8 protein-coding genes are annotated in these 21,502 nt (G+C 37.6%); 6 read left to right on the top strand and 2 right to left on the bottom strand.

The genetic code is table 11. From position 1 onward, the window contains the following. Nucleotides 1-43: 43 nt before the first annotated feature. Complete coding sequence (locus RRF69_RS03230) at nt 44-1,807, bottom strand: hypothetical protein (protein WP_316940538.1); 1,764 nt, start codon at nt 1,805-1,807, stop codon at nt 44-46. Next, nucleotides 1,807-4,848 (bottom strand): tetratricopeptide repeat protein, encoded by a 3,042-nt coding sequence (locus RRF69_RS03225; RefSeq protein ID WP_316940537.1) that lies wholly within the window; start codon nt 4,846-4,848, stop codon nt 1,807-1,809. Before RRF69_RS03225 ends, RRF69_RS03230 begins: the two co-directional genes overlap by 1 nt. A 161-nt stretch (nt 4,849-5,009) precedes the next feature. On the opposite strand from RRF69_RS03225, the gene RRF69_RS03220 reads away from it, so the two are divergent. From RRF69_RS03220 to RRF69_RS03195, 6 genes are all read left to right on the top strand, one after another. Next, complete coding sequence (locus RRF69_RS03220; RefSeq protein WP_316940536.1) at nt 5,010-5,696, top strand: cell division ATP-binding protein FtsE; 687 nt, start codon at nt 5,010-5,012, stop codon at nt 5,694-5,696. A 17-nt stretch (nt 5,697-5,713) separates the two neighbouring features. After that, a complete protein-coding gene (locus RRF69_RS03215; protein WP_316940535.1) occupies nt 5,714-6,817 on the top strand; it encodes a glycosyltransferase in 1,104 nt (367 codons plus the stop codon). 55 nt (nt 6,818-6,872) lie between these two features. Then, nucleotides 6,873-7,553 (top strand): glycosyltransferase, encoded by a 681-nt coding sequence (locus tag RRF69_RS03210; RefSeq protein ID WP_316940534.1) that lies wholly within the window; start codon nt 6,873-6,875, stop codon nt 7,551-7,553. 86 nt (nt 7,554-7,639) lie between these two features. Next, nucleotides 7,640-9,697: an acylase gene (locus tag RRF69_RS03205; protein WP_316940533.1), complete on the top strand. Its 2,058-nt coding sequence runs from the start codon at nt 7,640-7,642 to the stop codon at nt 9,695-9,697. Nucleotides 9,698-10,120: 423 nt separating this feature from the next. Then, complete coding sequence (locus tag RRF69_RS03200) at nt 10,121-12,043, top strand: hypothetical protein (protein WP_316940532.1); 1,923 nt, start codon at nt 10,121-10,123, stop codon at nt 12,041-12,043. A 120-nt stretch (nt 12,044-12,163) separates the two neighbouring features. Next, nucleotides 12,164-21,502 (top strand): PKD-like domain-containing protein, encoded by a 9,339-nt coding sequence (locus RRF69_RS03195; RefSeq protein ID WP_316940531.1) that lies wholly within the window; start codon nt 12,164-12,166, stop codon nt 21,500-21,502.

The raw sequence follows: 21,502 nt of genomic DNA, 5'->3' as shown, positions 1-21,502 counted from the left end.
ATTTACGAAAATGAAATTGAATAAAAACCTGCTTTTTTTTATTTTAAAAATCAAATTGATAAGTCAAACCTCCTAGGGCTTGAAAACCCTGTACATCGAAGTTTGAAAATTGTTGATAACTGCTATTGAGGATGTTGTTGAGTTTTAAAAATACCGAAAAATGGTCATTGAATCGATAGCCGCCATTCACGTTTATATCGATAAAAGAATCGATGCTGTGAATTCCATCTCTGTTGGAAAGGAAGGTTCCGCTGTAGGTTCCATCTTTTCGCTCACCCATAAAATAAAGAGTTGAACTAGCGTACCAGTTCCCACTTTGATAGGTTCCAAGAATGGATGCTTGCAGTTGGGGAAGATTCCAAGCTTCATTTTCATTTGTAAGCTGGTAGCTATCATATTGCACAGTTGCGCTAGTGGTAATTTTTGGAGTAGCTTGGTATTCTACTTCAGCCAATAAACGAGTGGTGGTCACATCATCATACACTACATGAAAAGAGTTGCCATATTCATACCCTTCCAATGCTTTTCCATTGGTTAATAGAGTATTTCCGTTTGACTTTGAGTTATTTCGAACAAATAAAGGTTTGTCTTCTTCGTTTTTATAACTCGCTTTAAAATGAAAACTGAATTCTGTGTTGAGGCTTGTGTTGGAGCCAAGAAAAAAATGTTGTTTTTCACTCGTTTGAGTCATAAACAGAGTTGGAGAGACATAAGGGTTTTCTGCAGTAAAACCACGGTAGGTATTGGTGTTTAAATCTCCCGTAACTCCAGCATAAATTGTTAAAAAATTTACAATGATGGGAGCAGAAATTTCTACATCGGGATAGAATAACAGATTAGTAACATTATTTTCTGTGTCAAAAGAAGCCGCTATTTTAAATCCTGTTTTGAACGAAATATCTTCATAACTAAAGCGATAAGAGGGTTGAATTTTGGTAGTTATTATTGAATAGTTAACTTCTGAATCGCCAACATAGTCTTTTTTAAAATTTCCTTTGAAGATTTCGAATTGGGTGTTTACCGGGAGTGCATTCAATTGTCTGTCAATAAAATCCAATGGGAAATTAAATTTTGTTTGGACAAGTCCAAGTATTTCAACGCTCTGATATGCATCAGAAAAATAAGAAAGGTTTGCAGTACCATTTTCTATGAAGGAGTTTTTAAAATTCAAATCCCCTATCAATTGAGTGAAATTATATTTTTGTTGTGGGACAATCTCACTCAGAATGGCAGTTTGTTTCAAAAACTCAGGAATTCCATACCAATTGTATTTGTCTTGTGCAGAATTTAGCGTAATTTTCCAATCAAAATCACGTTCTTGTTGTTTGTAAAACAGCGAAGTATTAAAGTTGGAATAGCTACTCGTTAAAGAGGTGTTTTGAATGTCTTGGTTGGAAGAAATATACTTGGCGGTCAATCCCATTCCACTCTTATTACGAGAATTGTTTGATCGAAGAGCAGCTTCTAAAAAGGGAGTTGAATAATTCCCATACCCTGCTGCAATATAATTTTTATAAATCCGATCTCTTTTACCAAGGTCTACACTCTTTGGGGTGCCAGTTTTGGGCATAAAGGTAGATGCAACTGGGACTGAATAGATGGGGTATTGCAACTTTCTTTTTTTGCTTTTTTCACTTAGTGTAAGTTCTGGTGTCCTCTTTATCTTGGACGCATCTGCAATTTTTGGATTGTATGTGGTAATTATAGTTACAATTTCCGTTTTTACAGTGTCTATACTTTTCTTTTCTTGTGCATTAACCACAACAAAAGAACTCAATAATAGGAATAAGATACCACGGTTTTTCATTAATTTTTGTTTTTTTCTGGCAGTATCGAGCTGCCTCTTTTTGCTTCCGTTGCCTTAATGGTTTCTAATGCTATTTGTGCTTCTTTGACAATGTCTTCAAATTCTTTGAAATTCTGAATAACATTTTCTAAGACATAGGTTGCTTGATACACATCTTGCAAGCCGTAGTAGTTTTTTGCCATCAATACATAGCTTTTTACGCCCCAATACTTGTAGGATGAATAATTTGCAATTAGTTTTTGTACGATTTCATTCGACGATTCGTATGCTGCTTTTTTATTTTTAAAAAAGGCATTGAAATATAAGGATTCGGCTTTTAGTTCTCCAGTAGCATTTTTTTCAACTTCTGTGTAAAATGCTTCAGCAGTAGTGGGATCATTTGTATGAAATGCCGATCGTGCTATGATGACTTTTGCGTCATTTTCTAAAAGTGTATCGAGCTTCTCTCGTAAAAGAATTTTTTTAGCATAGGCAATAGCAAGTTCGTAAGCTTGCATTTTGTAATAGCCTTGCATCAAATTACTTTGAGCATATAAAATATTGGTTGGTGAATTGGCTTCCCGCTCCAATCTTTTCAACAATGGAAGAGCTTTTTGAAACGCTTCATCAAACAGGTAGATCTGAGACAATTCATTGAGGGCTGCTTCGCTATATTCATTTTGTCCCTCTTCTAAAACACGACTGTAAGGAGCAATAGCTTCGGGATATAATTTTTGATTAAAGTACGTTTTTCCTAAATAAAAGTTCGCTTTAAGAATGTGTAGCCCTTCTGGGAACTTGGTGCAGTAGTCTACTAAACTAGCAACAATGTCCTCTAAATTAGTAGAAGCTATATATTTTTTTTCTGCAGCGGCAAAGGTGGTGTTGTCGACTTCCGAATTGGTAATATTGATAAATTTTAATTCTTTAACCCAGTTCACATATTCTTCAATATTTCCTAGGTCGATATAGACATTTCTAGCATTCGAAACGGCCTCAAAAGCTTCTGAAGAATTTGGATACAAACGCGCAATTTGTTTGAATGTATTCAAAGCGTCTTCGTTTTCACCTTCATTATAATACAGTAATCCTTGTCTGACGAGTACTTTGGGCGTGAAAGTGCTGTTTGGATACTTCTCTAAAAGTTGGTCAAACGCCTGTTCTGCCGCTCGATTGTTTTTGAGTTTCGTGTAGGTATTTCCCAATTGAAACAAAGCATCGTCTTTTAAATCGGATACTTCATATTGATTTACTACTTTCTGTAAAGCGTTGATTTTGGCGTCATTTTTATCGGTAAAACCATAACTCATTCCTATTTGATATTGTGCGTAATCGGCTCCGATACCTGATCTGTCAATGAGTTTTTGGTAGGAAATTATTGCTTTTTGATATGCTTTTGTGGCATAATAACTATCTCCCAATCGAATCAATGCGTCTTCAACAATTTCTTTGGGAAGATCTTCTTTTTTAGAAATATTTTCGAAATAAGGAATGGCTTGTTCGTATTTCTGGAGCTTAAAATACGTGTACCCAATGGCGTAGTTTATTTCAGAGAATTCGGGATCTGAATTCCATTTGAGGATCTTTTTTAATTGAAGAAAGTTCGCTAAGGATGCATCATATTTTTCCAATTGATAGAGTGCTTCTGCTTCCCAATACCTTGCTTTGAATCCAATTTGTTGATTTTTTGACTGCCTAGCTTGGGTGAAAAAAGGCAAAGCTTCTTCAATTTGATTTGTTTGATACAATTGAATTCCTCGGTACAGAGCAACTTCAAATTCGAGTGTAGTATTTTCTTTGGACTTGTTTTTTGAGAGGTACTGCAGTGCACCCACATAGTCTTGTTGTTGAATAAAAGAATTTACAATCAAATTATTGATTTCTTGATAGGATGTAGATGTTGGATAGGCTTTTAAGAAATTTTGTAAAATATCGGCTACACTTTGAAAAGGATTGCCCTCTTCGTAGCTCAATTTAGCATAATTTAAGGCTGCATCTTCTTTTATTTGTAAGTCAAAATCCATTTCACTAGCAGCTTTGAAAGCACTAAGAGCTTCTGCTTTTTTAAGCACATTCAAATAGCTTTCTCCTAAATGATAGTAGGCATTTTGAGAGACTTCATTTTGACTTCCTATAATTTTATTGAAGTTGTTGATGGCATTTTTAAAATCATTTTGTTTGTAATACGCATAGCCCAATTGATAATAATCATTGTGGTTCCATTTTCGTCTTTCCCCTTTATAGGCCTTTAAAAAAGGAATGGCTTCTTTGTATTTTTTGAGATGAAAGTAACTTTCTCCCACAATTTTAGAAATCATCGATTGTTCCCTAGACTTTACTGTCAGTAATAACTGATTTCCTAGGGCTATACAGCGATCAAATTCACCAGATTTAAAATAAATATCTAATAAATGATAGGATACAGATGCGGCATATGAATTGTTGTTTTCTAATTTTTTAAATGAAGCTTCTGCTGTATCATAATCTTCCAAGGTGTAGGCGATAAAACCATAATAATAACTTGCATCATTGCCGTATTTTGGATTGTTGCGTAACGATGAAAAACGTTTTTGTGCCAATTCATAATTTTTGGTACTCAGTAGCGCATAGCCCATTTTAAAATTCAATTCATTTTTTTGTTCTTTGGATAAGGTTTCAGGAGCTACTTTTTGAAACCATTTCAACGAACGAGCTGCGTTATTAAGGGAAAAATAATAATTTCCTACATTCCAAAAAGCATTGTTTTTTTGAATACTTGTAGGGTTTTCTGTTATAAATAGTTTGATTTTCTCTTCTGCATTTTTCTGATTGAGAAATACGGCACACATGGCTTCATAGTAAGAAGCTTCACTATGTAGGGAGGAATACTTTGGAGCTTCTATTGAAAGATTCTCAAAAGTTTTTTGTGCAACAGAATATGCTTTGCTTTGGTACAATCTTAAGGCGTTTTGAAAAGCTGCTTTGGGGTTTGTGTCCCCATAAGATTGCTGTGAAAATGCACTATTGAACCCCAGTAAAGAAAGTGAACAGGTGCATAAGAACCTGCTTGAAAAAAACTTCATAGATTTGTTTTTGTTTCTCTAGATGGTTAACGGACTTTTTAGTATTTTGTTTGATGATAGTCTAAAAAAAATAGTTTTAGCAAGTCAAAAGTAAGAATAGTTTGTAATTTTCACTTAAAAATCGAAAGAAACTTATAAGTTTGTAAAAACTACACGGTTGTATGGAAAATACAGTTTTAAATTTAGAAAATGCAGACATCTATCAACGAGATAATTTGGTCTTGTCGAAGGTGAATTTGACTTTGCAAAAAGGAGAATTTTATTATCTAATTGGTAAAACAGGAAGCGGAAAGAGTAGTTTGATGAAAACGCTTTATGGCGATTTGAAATTGCAAAGTGGAAGCGGAACTATTGTTGATTTTGATTTAAAGAGTTTAAAAGAAAAAGAGATTCCTTTTTTAAGAAGAAAAATAGGAATTGTTTTTCAGGATTTTAAATTGTTAAATGACCGAACTGTTTTTGGAAATTTGGAATTTGTTTTAAAAGCGACAGGTTGGAAAGACAAAACTGCGATTAAAAATAAAATCAACGAAGTTCTTGAAAAAGTAGGGATCCAAAGTAAGTATTACAAAAAAACCTATGAGCTATCGGGAGGAGAGCAACAACGAGTTGCTATCGCAAGAGCATTGCTCAACGATCCAGAATTAATTTTAGCAGACGAGCCCACTGGGAATTTAGACCCTAAAACTTCGTTGGAAGTTATGGAGCTTCTCAATACGATTCACCAAAGCGGAAAGACCATTTTAATGGCGACTCATGATTATCAACTCATTGTAAAATTCAAGCACAAAACCATGAAATGTGAGGGAGGAAGCTTGTTTGAAGTAGCACAGCAAGTTGTAGTGTAATTTAAATTCAATTTAATTTGACGAATGAAAAGCAAATTTTTGTTGCGGTAACCAATGATATTTCTACAGACTATAGAGTTCATAAAATTGCAACTTATTTGCAGGAAAAGAATTTTTCGGTTACTGTGTACGGAAGAGTTTTACCTAATACAATAGACGTTTCTAGAAGTTATCATATTCATCGAAAAAAACACCTTTTCAATCACAATTTTCTGTTTTATGCAGAATACAATGTGCGTTTATTCTTCTTTTTATTCTTTAAAAAATTTGATTGTATTCTTGCCAACGATTTAGATACATTGCCTGCCTGTTTTTGGGTCAGTAAGTTGAAAAATATTGATTTAGTCTATGACAGTCACGAGCTTTTTTCAGAAGGACCAGAATTGCAAGGCAGAAAATTTGTACAAGGATTTTGGCGAAAGATGGAAGATTATTTTTTACCTAGAATTAAAAAATCTTATACAGTTAGCGATTCAATTTCTCATTTTTACCACCATAAATATGAGAATTCAATGGGTGTCATTCGTAATGTTCCGTTTAAAAAAGATACAGTTATTGTTGAAGAAGTGGCTTTTCCAACCGATCGGAAAACGATTTTGTATCAAGGAGTTTTAAACCTAGGAAGAGGATTGAAGCCAATGATTAAAGCCTTAAAATTTATAGAGAATTTAGATTTGGTGATTATTGGTTACGGAAAAGTAGAACAGGAAATAAAAGATTTTGTTGCGTTAGAAAAAATGAACCATCGCGTACATTTTTTAGGAAGAATTTCTAGAGAGAAGTTAGCCAATTATACCAAAATAGCAACCTTAGGAATGGTGTTAGAGGAACCATTAGGGATGAGTTTTGAGTTTTCGCTACCCAATAAATTATTCGATTATATTCATGCAGAATTACCAATAATAGCTGGAAATTTGGTTGAAATCGCAAAGATTATTAATACTTACAAAGTTGGATTGATTGTAGAAGATTATTCACCCAAAAAAATTGCTGCAACCATCAATACAATTTTAAAAAATTCAGATTTAATTTCCGAGATAAAAGAAAATCAGCGAAAGGCGAAAGAGATTTTATGTTGGGAAGAAGAAGTAAAAAAACTAGATTACTATTTTAAAAATTAAACCAATCAAACCTACTGTCTCCATCGTAATTCCAGTTTTAAACAACCCTGAAGGGTTGCGAAAAACTGTATCGAGTATTGAAAAACAGACTTTTAAAAACTTTGAGGTGTGGATTGTTGATGGTATGTCTTCAGCAGAAACACAAACTTATCTTGCGCAATTGAAAGCGCCCTTTTATGCAATTTCTGAGAACGATTCTGGAATCTATGAAGCAATGAATAAAGGGGTCGCAATGTCTCATGGAAAATGGCTTTATTTTATTGGAGCAGGAGATGTTTTTGAGAGTCCTACTGTTCTTGAGGAAATTTTTAACAATAAAATTGAACCTGAGATTCAGGTCTTACTTGGAAATATTGCTTATGATTCAGAAGTTCCAAAAAAACCTATTTTTAGTTCCAATTGGAGTTTCCTTCTTTGGTTTAAGAATACAGTACACCATCAGTCAGTATTTTATAAACGCGAAATTTTCAATCGGAAAGCCTTTGATCCTACGTTGAAAGTTTTAGGAGATTATGAGCTGAATTTGTCTCTTTTTATCAGCTCTACTAGGGCAAAAAAAATTCCACTTCTCATAGCGAATTGTGAATTGAATGGTCTTTCCAAAAGATATAATTATCAATTATATAAAGAAGAGTATCAATTGAAAATTAAACATGCTCACTTTTTTTTCAGACCCTTTTTCTTTGGGATATCTATTTTAAAGTTTTGGATTAGGAAACTTACTTCCATTTTTTAAATTCGATTACTCTTCATTTTAAGTTCGAAATTTCTTTCATCATCCTTAAATACAAAAAGTTGTATTTTTGAGAAAAACATCTCCAAATGAAAAAAATTGTACTACTGCTATTCCTTTTATGTATTTCTTTTAAGAATTTTGCTCAGATAAATCCAGACAATATTGAAATTGTAAGAGATGCCTATGGAGTTCCTCATATTTATGCTGCTACAGATTCAGAAGTTGCTTATGGTTTTGCTTGGGCACAAGCAGAAGATCATTTTGAACTCCTACAAAAAGCCTATTTGGCAGGAAATGGACTTCTTGGAAAACTCATCGGTTTAAAAGGAGCGGGTGCCGATTTTTTGGTGCAGCTGATTGAAGCTGAAAAAACGGTTGACGAACAGTATCATACCCTAGATAAAGATTTTATAAAGCTTCTTGAAGGGTTTACCGAGGGGTTGAACGCATTTGCCGAAAAACACCCTAATGAAATTCTTAAAAAAGAATTGTTTCCAATCACGCCTAAAAAATTACTCCATTATACACAATTGCAACTGTTTATTTCAAATGGTGCAGATAAGCTGGTCAAAGGCATTGTCGATAACAAGTTATCATGGCCTTATGAGATTGAACAAGACACTAAGGGTTCCAATTTAATGGCAATCAGTAGAAGTAGAACCCAGTCTGAAGAAACTTTTTTAGCGATCAATACACATCAACCCTTGGAAGGGCCAACCTCTTGGTACGAAGCCCATTTGGTAAGCAAAGAAGGAACCAACATGATTGGGGCTACTTTTCCAGGATCTCCGTGTTTACTTACTGGAGCAAACGAGTTTTTAGGTTGGACACATACAGTGAATTATCCCGACAAAGCAGACGTTTTTGCACTGGAAATGCATCCGACCAAAGATGATGTATACCTCGTTGATGGGGTAGAATATCTACTAGAGAAATACAAAGCCAAGCTCAGTGTTAAATTTTTGGGAATCAACATTCCGATTCGTAAAAAGTTTTATAAGAGTATCTATGGTCCTACTCTAAAAAACAAAACGGGTGTGTATTCAGTAAGAACTCCTAGTATAACCAATATCAATGCCCTTGAGCAATGGTGGCATATGAATAAGGCAACGAACTTTACCGAGTTTTATTCAGCTCTAGAAATGAAAGCTCTCCCGGGCTATAATATTGGCTATGCAGATAAAAACGATACAATTTTTTATATTTCAAATGGTAAAATTCCAATTAGAGCATCGGGGTATGATTGGACTGATGTGGTTCCGGGGAATACGCGCAAGACCTTGTGGGATACCTATTATGACATACAAGATTTGCCACAGGTGGTGAGTCCGACTTCGGGCTTTGTGTACAATGCCAACCATAGTCCGTTTAAATCATCAGGTGCGGCAGACAATCCGAAAGCGGAAAATTTTTCTAAGGATATGAATTTTGAAACCTACGACAACAATCGTTCTACACGCTTATTGAAGTTACTTCAAGAAGAAGAGTTGATTAATTATAAACGTTTTAAAAGCATCAAATACGATCACCAATTTCCCATTCCTTTTCATTATAATTTTATGGATATAAACCCCTTGTTTGCGATGAAAAGCGAAGACTATCCAGACGTTCGAATTTTGTTGGAAGAGATTCAGAATTGGGATAGAATTACTGACCCAGCATCTTTTGGAGCTGGAGCTTATGCTGTATTGTATTATCAGTTGCAACCATTTTATGATGCGTTGGGAGCCGATCGTATTTTTACAGAGGAGGCATTATACAAAGCCTTGAAAAAGACAAAAAAATATATAAATAGGCATTTTCACAAAGAACGTGTTCAGTTAGGCGATTTTCAAAAGTTGGTGAGAGGATCCAAAGAGCTCCCTATTTTTGGAATGCCAGATGTAGTCACTGCCATGCGAGGAGAACCTTATGGAGACGGACGTTTAAAAATAACACACGGTGAATCCTATATCGGGTTGGTACGATTTACACCTACCAAAACCTATTACGAATCAGTGATTTCATACGGGAATAGCCGAAGACCAGAGAGTCCCCACTATACCGATCAAATGGAGTTGTATGCCAATTTTAAAACAAAAACCATGTCTTTTGACCGAGCAGAAGTTTTAAAAACCGCCGTCACAAACTATGCACCAAGATAGTTGGTGTGTTATTTTTTTTTTGCGTTATTTCGATCATAAAAGAGGAAATAATAGGCAAATATGATCATTAGAATTAAACCATCAAGAGTTCGCTTTTGATGGTTTTTTTTATTAGTATTTAATATAATCTTTTCAAATTTGTTCAGTTATGAAAACTAAATTTATGTAAATGTTGTTTTTGTGTTATTTTATTATTTTTTTTATTAATTTAGTTTTGAATTCAATTTTAATGATATAATTTAAAACGATTTTGACTTTTTTACAAAATAATTAAATCAAATTTTTCACACCAACTTTGGGATTATTGGTATCTTTATTTTTTTTAAATTACAGTCTTTTTTTTTAAATCATGAGAAAAAAATATTTTTAAATACAGAAAAAATGCTTTAGAATAGTACTATTTCAGTAGACAACACATAAATTATGAAAGATTCCCCATCTTCAATTGCGAAAAAAGCGCTGCTTTTTATTTTTGCAGTCACCATTTCCTTTTTAAGTTTTTCACAACAAACAACCCTACAAAATTGTATCGATACTCCCAAGTCAATTGAGATCCTCAAGTTTCAAGATGATTTAACGTATGGACCTGGTTCAAATATTACGGTGTTTATCAATCCAGTAGGTGTCTATGAAATAGACAATCAATTCAAATTGTTTCTGGTAAACTCATCGACGAGTACAGAAACCCTCCTAAGTACTAAAGATGAGTTTTATATCCCTATTCTAAATGGAGTGATTCCTGCAGATACAAGTCCTGGAAATTATACCTTAAAAATTACAGCATTATCTCTTAATAATCCTGAAGATATTCAGGTGGAGATTTCTACAAATGAATTTACGATTTCCACAGATACAATCACAAATTCAATCTTATCGTTGCCATCCGGTTCCTCTGGAGGGTTTTTGTCTTTACAGGATTTTTCAAAATGTTTAGACTATGATAGTAATAATTATCATATCGGTATCCTAAACTCAGCCAGTGACTATCAAACTGGAACCGGTTTTTCTATAATTTTTGACAATATTTCTCCTGCAAATAACAAGGCTACACTTTATAAATTAGTAGATAATCCAGCAACCCCAGTAATAGATTATCAAATAGATACAGGAACTGTTTTATCCATTGGAGCTCAAATTTCGGTTCCTGATAGTATCAGTGTTGGAACCTATTTGATTGAGTATACAAAGACTGTTGATGGAATATCCATGACTTATGGGGTCGTATTCATGGTAAATACGGGGAATACATCTCTAGGAAATTTGTCTAGTGACCGAGTTTGTTTAGATTCTGATGTGGTCTTTACTATAGATACGAATGCAATCAAATACAACTATCCAGGTTCAAAATACAATTTCAATTTTGGAGATGGATCTCCACTAATAGAACTAACTCACAATCAAATAATGAACTGTAGTGAGATCGTTCATGTCTTTACCAAGGTTACCTGCGATGCTGAAGAACAAGTCGTAAATCCAAGTTCAGAAGATGGTAATTTTTACTTTCAAGTAGATTTTAACCTATTTAACAAATATCTTTTTGACAACGAAGTTTACAATTGTGATACTCCTCTATTGAATGGGAGTGGAACAACAAAATGGGTGAATGTAAACTCATCTCCAATATCAGATTTTACAAAACCAGATAAAGTTTGTGCCAATTCAGAAATCGTTGCGATTGAAACTTCAACATTGCCACAATACGGACTTTCAGGCACATGTAGTACTGATTATGTTTCTAAATGGGAGTTTTTTCCTCCGTATTATTCCGACTATGAAGAAGTTTTGAGTAATACCCCCGGGAGTGCTTATGAAGGCTGGATTACTATAAATCCAGATTCTGGTCAATCAGTACTTACTGTTCCGAGTAACTTTACTACTGTTCCGGGATGTTACACCCTAAGGTTAACAACCAATACAACTTCTGGGTGTAATGAATTTTCAATGATTGAAAAAACAATTATTGTAGAACCAACACCAGCGCCTGACTTTACTTATAATCCGTCAACAACTCTTTGTGCTCCAGTAACCATTGCTTTCAATAATACATCCAATACGGTGGGGATTGATCCATCATCTTGTGGAGACCCTACTTATACATGGAGCGTAGCACCTGTAGCAGGTACTCCTGCAACATCTACTGGTTTTACAATCGTAGATGCAGATACTGGAGATACGATCAATGCAGAAAATCAAACAAATGTAAGTATTGAATTTACCCAACCTGGTAGCTACAACGTTTCTTTACAGCTCGAAAATACATGTGAAACTGTTATCGAGACCAAAGAAATTCTCATTATCTCAGATCCAACGGTATCATTTTCTCCTGATACACAACAGATTTGCTAGGAAGCACCAGCGGGATATATCCTAGATTTTTCAGATGCATCAATCGCTCCAACCTATAGCGAATCGCCATATATACCAGTAAACTATTTATGGGAAGTTTTTGAAAGTGATGGTGTTACGGTGGCAAGTAATTTTAGTTTTGTAAATGGAACATCAGCAACTACAGAATTTCCTCAAATAAGCGTTACAGAATTTGGAGTTTATATCATTAAAGTTGCTGCTTTTGGAAATTGTGGAGGAGGAGACTCCGATGATTTTGAATTTACCCTAAAAAAAGCTCCAACCGTTTCCAATACCAATTCGAATCTGACCCAACAAATTTGTTCTGGAGATGCAACTGAAGAAGTTGTACTTACCTCTGATATTGCGAACACGACCTACGTTTGGGAAGCGACTACATCAGATCCGATTTCGGGATTTCCAATTGGACAACAAACAACGAATTCACTTCCAGTCATGACCTTAGTCAATAACTGTAATGAAACTGGCACTATCACAATTCAGGTAGTTCCTACGGTCGATGGCTGCCCAGGGAACCCAGTTGATTTTGTTTTTACCGTAGATCCTACTCCTCAAATAGAGGATAAGGCACCTGAAGCGGTCTGCTCTGGGGAAGAATATACCATCATCCCTCTAAACAGTTGTACCGCTGGTGGTGATATTGTTCCATCAGGCACAAGCTATACTTGGAATGTTACTCAAATCACAGGAACGGTTAGTGGAGTTTCAGAAGGTGATTCAGGAACGGGAAATGTTACAGGAACCATTAGCAATACCAGTGCAAGTTCAGGTGCGGTTGAATATACAGTAATCCCTACTGCCCCGAATGGATGTCTTGGAGACCCATTTACGGTAACCATGACGGTAAATCCAGAACCAGAGGTTAACACTCAAATATATGCAGCATGTAGTGACGAAGCTTTGGGAATCAACTTTAACGCAAGTAACACTGTTGCAGCAGACACCTATAATGTCACTGCACTAAATTTAAAAGGATTGACGGTATCTGGCGGAGGAGCAGGTGTTGGTAATGGGCTATTGGCAAGTGATTTAGCAGACGATGCTTTTACCAATACCACTAGTAATTCTGTAATTGTTGTTTACACGGTCGTTCCAGTGTCAGGAGCGGGCTGTGAAGGTGATTCTTTCACCTTTTATGTTATTATAGATCCAGCACCTGTTGTTGCTGCTCAAAGCATTGAGGTGTGTAGTGACGAATTGCTAAATTACACCCTAAATGATTCTGAGAACCTTCCTGTTTCCAGTTACAATCTGACGAACATTGAAGAGAATGGATTGCTTCCAGGTTCAGGAAATAGTACAGTTCAAACAGGATATGCCAATACTGCCATCAGTAGTGATACTTGGAGCAATACCACCTCAAGCGCTGTTGATGTTATTTATACCTTTGTCCCTGTTGGTAACAATGGTTGTGAGGGAGATGCTTTTACGGTAACAGTTACTGTAAATCCCGAGCCTGTAGGTGTTGCTTCAGTAGAAACAGTCTCTTCAGATGTTGCCTTTGATTTTGATCCACAGGCGAATATTACAACTGGAGGGAACTCCATTGCCAGTACTTTTACATGGACAGTAAGCCAAATCACAGGAACGGTTAGTGGAGTCTCACAAGGTGATTCAGGAATAGGAAACATCACAGGAACCATTAGCAATACCAGTGCAAGTTCAGGTACGGTTGCATATACGGTACTTCCAACTTCTGAGAATGGTTGTGAGGGAAGCCCTTTTACCATTACTGTTACCATCGCTCCAGAGCCTGTGGTCAGTGATCAATTTTTCACGGTATGTAGTGATGAAGCTTTCGGAATCAACTTTAACGCAAGTAGCACTGTTGCAGCAGATACCTATAATGTCATTGCACTAAATCTAAATGGATTGACCGTTTCAGCGGGAGATGCAGCGATTGCCAATGATTTGTTGGCAAGTGATTTGGCAGACGATGCCTTTACCAATACAACCGATGCACCAGTTGATGTGATCTATACAGTTGTTCCTGTGAGTACTGACGGAACAGCAGGAAATTCTTTTACGGTTACAGTGACCGTCAATCCAGCACCTGTTGTTGCTGCTCAAAGCATTGAGGTGTGTAGTGACGAATTGCTAAATTACACCCTAAATGATTCTGAGAACCTTCCTGTTTCCAGTTACAATCTGACGAACATTGAAGAGAATGGATTGCTTCCAGGTTCAGGAAACAGTACAGTTCAAACAGGATATGCCAATACTGCCATCAGTAGTGATACTTGGAGCAATACCACCTCAAGCGCTGTTGATGTTATTTATACCTTTGTCCCTGTTGGTAACAATGGTTGTGAGGGAGATGCTTTTACGGTAACAGTTACTGTAAATCCCGAGCCTGTAGGTGTTGCTTCAGTAGAAACAGTCTCTTCAGATGTTGCCTTTGATTTTGATCCACAGGCGAATATTACAACTGGAGGAAACTCCATTGCTAGTACTTTTACATGGACAGTAAGCCAAATCACAGGAACGGTTAGCGGAGTCTCACAAGGTGATTCAGGAATAGGAAACATCACAGGAACCATTAGCAATACTAGTGCAAGTTCAGGTACGGTTGCATATACGGTACTCCCTGTTTCTACAGCCAATAGCTGTGAGGGAAGCCCTTTTACCATTACTGTTACCATCGCTCCAGAGCCTGTGGTCAGTGATCAATTTTTCACGGTATGTAGTGATGAAGCTTTTGGAATCAACTTTAACGCAAGTAGCACTGTTGCAGCAGATACCTATAATGTCATTGCACTAAATCTAAATGGATTGACCGTTTCAGCGGGAGATGCAAGTATTGCCAATGATTTGTTGGCAAGTGATTTGGCAGACGATGCCTTTACCAATACAACCGATGCACCAGTTGATGTGATCTATACAGTTGTTCCTGTGAGTACTGACGGAACAGCAGGAAATTCTTTTACGGTTACAGTGACCGTCAATCCAGCACCTGTTGTTGCTGCTCAAAGCATTGAGGTGTGTAGTGATGAATTGCTAAATTACACCCTAAATGGTTCTGAGAACCTTCCTGTTTCCAGTTACAATCTGACGAACATTGAAGAGAATGGATTGCTTCCAGGTTCAGGAAACAGTACAGTTCAAACAGGATATGCCAATACTGCCATCAGTAGTGATACTTGGAGCAATACCATCTCAAGCGCTGTTGATGTTATTTACACTTTTGTCCCTGTTGGTAACAATGGTTGTGAGGGAGATGCTTTTACGGTAACAGTTACTGTAAATCCCGAGCCTGTAGGTGTTGCTTCAGTAGAAACAGTCTCTTCAGATGTTGCCTTTGATTTTGATCCACAGGCGAATATTACAACTGGAGGGAACTCCATTGCCAGTACTTTTACATGGACAGTAAGCCAAATCACAGGAACGGTTAGTGGAGTCTCACAAGGTGATTCAGGAATAGGAAACATCACAGGAACCATTAGCAATACTAGTGCAAGTTCAGGTACGGTTGCATATACGGTACTCCCTGTTTCTACAGTCAATAGCTGTGAGGGAAGCCCTTTTACCATTACTGTTACCATCGCTCCAGAGCCTGTGGTCAGTGATCAATTTTTCACGGTATGTAGTGATGAAGCTTTCGGAATCAACTTTAACGCAAGTAGCACTGTTGCAGCAGATACCTATAATGTCATTGCACTAAATCTAAATGGATTGACCGTTTCAGCGGGAGATGCAGCGATTGCCAATGATTTGTTGGCAAGTGATTTGGCAGACGATGCCTTTACCAATACAACCGATGCACCAGTTGATGTGATCTATACAGTTGTTCCTGTGAGTACTGACGGAACAGCAGGAAATTCTTTTACGGTTACAGTGACCGTCAATCCAGCACCTGTTGTTGCTGCTCAAAGCATTGAGGTGTGTAGTGATGAATTGCTAAATTACACCCTAAATGGTTCTGAGAACCTTCCTGTTTCCAGTTACAATCTGACGAACATTGAAGAGAATGGATTGCTTCCAGGTTCAGGAAACAGTACAGTTCAAACAGGATATGCCAATACTGCCATCAGTAGTGATACTTGGAGCAATACCACCTCAAGCGCTGTTGATGTTATTTACACTTTTGTCCCTGTTGGTAACAATGGTTGTGAGGGAGATGCTTTTACGGTAACAGTTACTGTAAATCCCGAGCCTGTAGGTGTTGCTTCAGTAGAAACAGTCTCTTCAGATGTTGCCTTTGATTTTGATCCACAGGCGAATATTACAACTGGAGGAAACTCCATTGCTAGTACTTTTACATGGACAGTAAGCCAAATCATAGGAACGGTTAGCGGAGTCTCACAAGGTGATTCAGGAATAGGAAACATCACAGGAACCATTAGCAATACTAGTGCAAGTTCAGGTACGGTTGCATATACGGTACTCCCTGTTTCTACAGCCAATAGCTGTGAGGGAAGCCCTTTTACCATTACTGTTACCATCGCTCCAGAGCCTGTGGTCAGTGATCAATTTTTCACGGTATGTAGTGATGAAGCTTTCGGAATCAACTTTAACGCAAGTAGCACTGTTGCAGCAGATACCTATAATGTCATTGCACTAAATCTAAATGGATTGACCGTTTCAGCGGGAGATGCAGCGATTGCCAATGATTTGTTGGCAAGTGATTTGGCAGACGATGCCTTTACCAATACAACCGATGCACCAGTTGATGTGATCTATACAGTTGTTCCTGTGAGTACTGACGGAACAGCAGGAAATTCTTTTACGGTTACAGTGACCGTCAATCCAGCACCTGTTGTTGCTGCTCAAAGCATTGAGGTGTGTAGTGATGAATTGCTAAATTACACCCTAAATGGTTCTGAGAACCTTCCTGTTTCCAGTTACAATCTGACCAACATTGAAGAGAATGGATTGCTTCCAGGTTCAGGAAACAGTACAGTTCAAACAGGATATGCCAATACTGCCATCAGTAGTGATACTTGGAGCAATACCACCTCAAGCGCTGTTGATGTTATTTACACTTTTGTCCCTGTTGGTAACAATGGTTGTGAGGGAGATGCTTTTACGGTAACAGTTACTGTAAATCCCGAGCCTGTAGGTGTTGCTTCAGTAGAAACGGTTTGTTCAGATGTTGCCTTTGATTTTGATCCACAAGCGAATATTACAACTGGAGGAAACTCCATTGCCAGTAGTTTTACATGGACAGTAAGCCAAATCACAGGAACGGTTAGCGGAGTCTCACAAGGTGATTCAGGAATAGGAAACATCACAGGAACCATTAGCAATACTAGTGCAAGTTCAGGTACGGTTGCATATACGGTACTTCCAACTTCTGAGAATGGTTGTGAGGGAAGCCCTTTTACCATTACTGTTACCATCGCTCCAGAGCCTGTGGTCAGTGATCAATTTTTCACGGTATGTAGTGATGAAGCTTTCGGAATCAACTTTAACGCAAGTAGCACTGTTGCAGCAGATACTTATAATGTCATTGCACTAAATCTAAATGGATTGACCGTTTCAGCGGGAGATGCAAGTATTGCCAATGATTTGTTGGCAAGTGATTTGGCAGACGATGCCTTTACCAATACAACCAATGCACCTGTTGATGTTGTTTATACGGCTGTGCCAGTTTCAGTTTCGGGTTGTGAAGGAGAAGTTTTTACGCTTCGCGTCACCGTCAATCCATCTGGTCAAGTAGATGCAATTTCTCCTCAGGTTGTCTGTGAGAATGAGGCTACTCAGGCGGTAGTTTTTAGTACTCTGAATACTGGTGGAACTACGACCTATAGTTGGTCTATGGATACAGCGATTGGTCTTAGTCCGCAAACAGGTACTGGTGATTTCCCTTTATTTATCGCAGAGAATTCAACCAATGTTCCAATAGTTTCAACTGTAACGGTTATACCAACTTACAGTAGTGGCGGGGTATCGTGTGAAGGATCAGCAGAAACCTTTAGCATTACGGTAAATCCTAAGCCACTAATACAAAACAAGTCTGCAGATATGTGTTCTACGGATACCTTTATTGTGGAGCCCATCAATAATGTTGATGGAGATATTGTTCCATTAAGCACCACATATACTTGGATTGTCTTGGATTCAAATACTGAAATTCCAGATGCATCAAGTGGCTCTGGAACTGTGATTTCTCAGGCATTGACCAATACCAGTAGTACCGTTCAAACAGTAACTTATCAAGTGACTCCTATTTCAGGAACAGATGTAGAGTGTTTGGGAACTACTTTTGAAGTGCTTATTTCTGTAGCACCAGCACCTCAAATACCAGATCAACAAGTTGAAATATGTAGTGGTGAGTCTTTTTCTTTTTTACCTACAGACAATCCACCAACAACCATCATTCCAGTAGGAACGACTTATAGTTGGACTTTTGGAGATAATTCATCGATTTCAGGGGCATCTGATGGTGTTAGTGAAATTCAATTTGAACAAACCAGCCTAATCAATACGAGTAATACCAATCAGTCGGTAATCTATACAGTGACTGCTGTTGCTGCAGGGAATTGTTCAAGTACTTTTGAATTAGAAATTATCGTAAAGCCAACTCCTTTCATTCCTTATGATTCGGGATTAACAGATACAAGGTGTAGCGATGATCCTTTTGTCATCGAACCCGTAAATGCAGTTCCAGATGCTACGGTTATAGTTCCTGAAAACACAAGCTACACATGGGTGGTTGTTCCAAACAACAATTTGGTAGGTTGGAGTGATGCTACGGTACCAGTGAATTTAATTTCACAACGGTTAGTGAATTTAACCAATATTCCACAAAATATTGAATACTTAATCACACCATCTAATGGGACCTGTGAAGGACCAGTTTTCAATGCGGTAATTTGGATAGAACCGGTTCCCTCTGTACTGGACCATTTTGAGACGGTATGTGATGGAGACTCATTTTTGTTTGCTCCAGAAAATGGTATTTTCCCAGATGCAAGTACCATTGTTCCCGATCTCACCTTGTATTCTTGGGCGGTAACAGATTTGAGTGGAGGCCAGATTTCTGGGTTCAGTGACGGCACTGATCAGCCATTTATAGATTCAGGAATACTGTCTAATAACAGTACGGAAATTCAGACTCTCATTTATGATGTCACTCCTACCTATTACAAGCCATCCAATCCTGGATTGCCACAATGCGTTGGAGATCCCTTTCGGATTACAGTTACAGTGAATCCAGGTATAGACGATAATGCAACCATTACCAATATCAGTTGTAGCTACAGTCCTCTCTGTGGTGGAAGTATTGTCTTAAATCCAGTAGGGATTGGGCCACTTACTTATAATTGGACTTATATTGGCGATGGAATTGGTTCGCTTTCAGATCCAACACTTCAAGATCAATACAATCTTTGTCCGGGAGAGTATTCAGTTGCAATAACAGATTCTTTAGGATGTACCTATCTTTTTGATTATGTGGTGGTGCCTCCGCTTCCGGTAACCTTTGATCTTATTTCTTTAGTTGATTTGTCCTGTAATAATATTTCACCGAATTGCGATGGTGCTATAGAAGTTTCACCTCAAGGTGGAACAGAGCCCTATACCTTATTAGAATGGTATACAGAGTCTGTTGCAGAATCAGGAAATTTTGATACCATCGTGGAAACAGGAGATAGCGAATTAAACAATGCCTGTGAAGGAAATTATGTGCTAAAGGTAATCGACACCAATGGCTGTGAATTTACCTCACCAATTTATACAGTTGAACAGACAGCTAGCCCAATTTTGGTTAGTGAAACCTTTTCAGATTACAATGGATATGAAGTGAGTTGTATGGGCGGTAACGATGGATTTATTGAGGTTTCGGTTTTAGGTGGTTCAGGAAACTTCTCCTATTCTCTTAGTCCAGGAGGCGTGTTAGATAGCGATACGAGTACTCCAAATCTTCTTGAATTTAAGAATCTTCAAGCTGGAGTGTATACACTAAGTTTAACAGACAATAATTGTCCAGCTAGCATTACATTCGAGTATACGTTGGAAGAACCTACACCAATGAGTTCATCACATGCATTAGTTTCTGGACCAGCACTATGTTTTGGAGATACTGTAACCTATAATGTTGCCGCTTCAGGTGGAACACCACCCTATGCAGGTACTGGAAATTATACCCTCCCAGCAGGAATTCATTCAATTGTTGTTACAGACGCCAACGGATGTCAAACAACCGAAACGATTACAGTCGGTGAGCCTACCGAATTAACAGCTTCGGCTAGTATTACAAGTCCTATATTGTGTTTTGGTGATGCGAGCGAAGTAACGGTTACCGCAAGTGGAGGAACACCTCCTTATGCTGGAACTGGAATTTTCAATCCAACTTCAGGTGATTTTATTTTCACGGTTACCGATGCCAATGGCTGTGTGTATTCTAATAATATATTTGTAGACGAACCTGATGAATTACTATATACGATTGACAGTGTAGAAAATCCCACCTGTTCTCCAGATTGGAGTTATTCCAATGGGTCGATCTGTATTACCATCTCAGGAGGAACCAATCCGTCTCCCATAGGAGTAGGATGGATCTCTTTGGGAGGAGGGGTTTGGTGTTTAGAAAATTTATCTGAAGGAACCTATACCGTTGATGTGGATGATATCAATAATTGTTCTACCAATGTCAATAGTACCGATGTGGTCATCACCAGACCACCTGCAATCGATGCGCACATTACTACTACCGTTACGGCTGCGTGTGAGACCAATACCATGACTCAAACCAATTATGTGTTTGTTACTGGAGGAACTCCTCCCTATGAGTTTTCTTGGTCGGGTGGAGATTGGTGTGATCCCATCAATCCACAGTGTATGGAAACCACCGAATCTGGAACTTATATTGCATTCATCCACGATCAAGAAAGTTTAGCCAATGGATGTCCTCCGATTGAGGTGGAAGTGATTGTTGATTTGCCAGTACTTGGTGATGCTGCATTTAGCTATACCTCACCAAACAATAGTTTTTGTGATTTGGTGAGTAATAATGAACTGGTTACATTCAGTAATGAATCTACAGGAGATGTTGTCGATTTTTACTGGGACTTTGGGGATGGCTCTCCCGTGTTGGTTGGAGATATGAATCCAACACATTTGTATGCAACAGCAGGGTCGTATGAAGTTTCACTTACTGTAGAATATCCTTCCGAGTGCTGTACAGAAACCTATACCGAACGCATTGAAATAACCAAAGGCTATGAACTGGTGCTTCCAAACGCTTTTACACCCAATCAAGATGGAATCAATGATACCATAAGGCCCTTGTTTTCGTGTATGGAGAATGTGCAGATGTCAATTTATGATACTTGGGGATCCTTAGTATATTTTGAAGAAGGAACGAGCTTAGAAGGGTGGAACGGATTGATTCGAAATGTCCCTGCAGAAAATGGAAATTACATCATGTATGTAAAAGGATTTACCTTCAATGGGAAAGAAATTGTGCAAAACAAATCAATAACTTTAATTAAATAA

The organism is Polaribacter sp. HL-MS24 (assembly GCF_032758595.1).
In the GTDB taxonomy this organism is placed as follows: Bacteria; Bacteroidota; Bacteroidia; order Flavobacteriales; family Flavobacteriaceae; genus Polaribacter.
Note: the sequence above shows the minus strand (reverse complement) of the source record. Positions and strands in the feature narration are given on the sequence as shown.

Coding starts and splice junctions, on each gene's coding strand:
- RRF69_RS03220 (WP_316940536.1), top strand. CDS start 5,010: ATGGAAAATACAGTTTTAAATTTAGAAAATGCAGACATCTATCAACGA.
- RRF69_RS03230 (WP_316940538.1), bottom strand. CDS start 1,807: ATGAAAAACCGTGGTATCTTATTCCTATTATTGAGTTCTTTTGTTGTG.
- RRF69_RS03225 (WP_316940537.1), bottom strand. CDS start 4,848: ATGAAGTTTTTTTCAAGCAGGTTCTTATGCACCTGTTCACTTTCTTTA.
- RRF69_RS03205 (WP_316940533.1), top strand. CDS start 7,640: ATGAAAAAAATTGTACTACTGCTATTCCTTTTATGTATTTCTTTTAAG.
- RRF69_RS03200 (WP_316940532.1), top strand. CDS start 10,121: ATGAAAGATTCCCCATCTTCAATTGCGAAAAAAGCGCTGCTTTTTATT.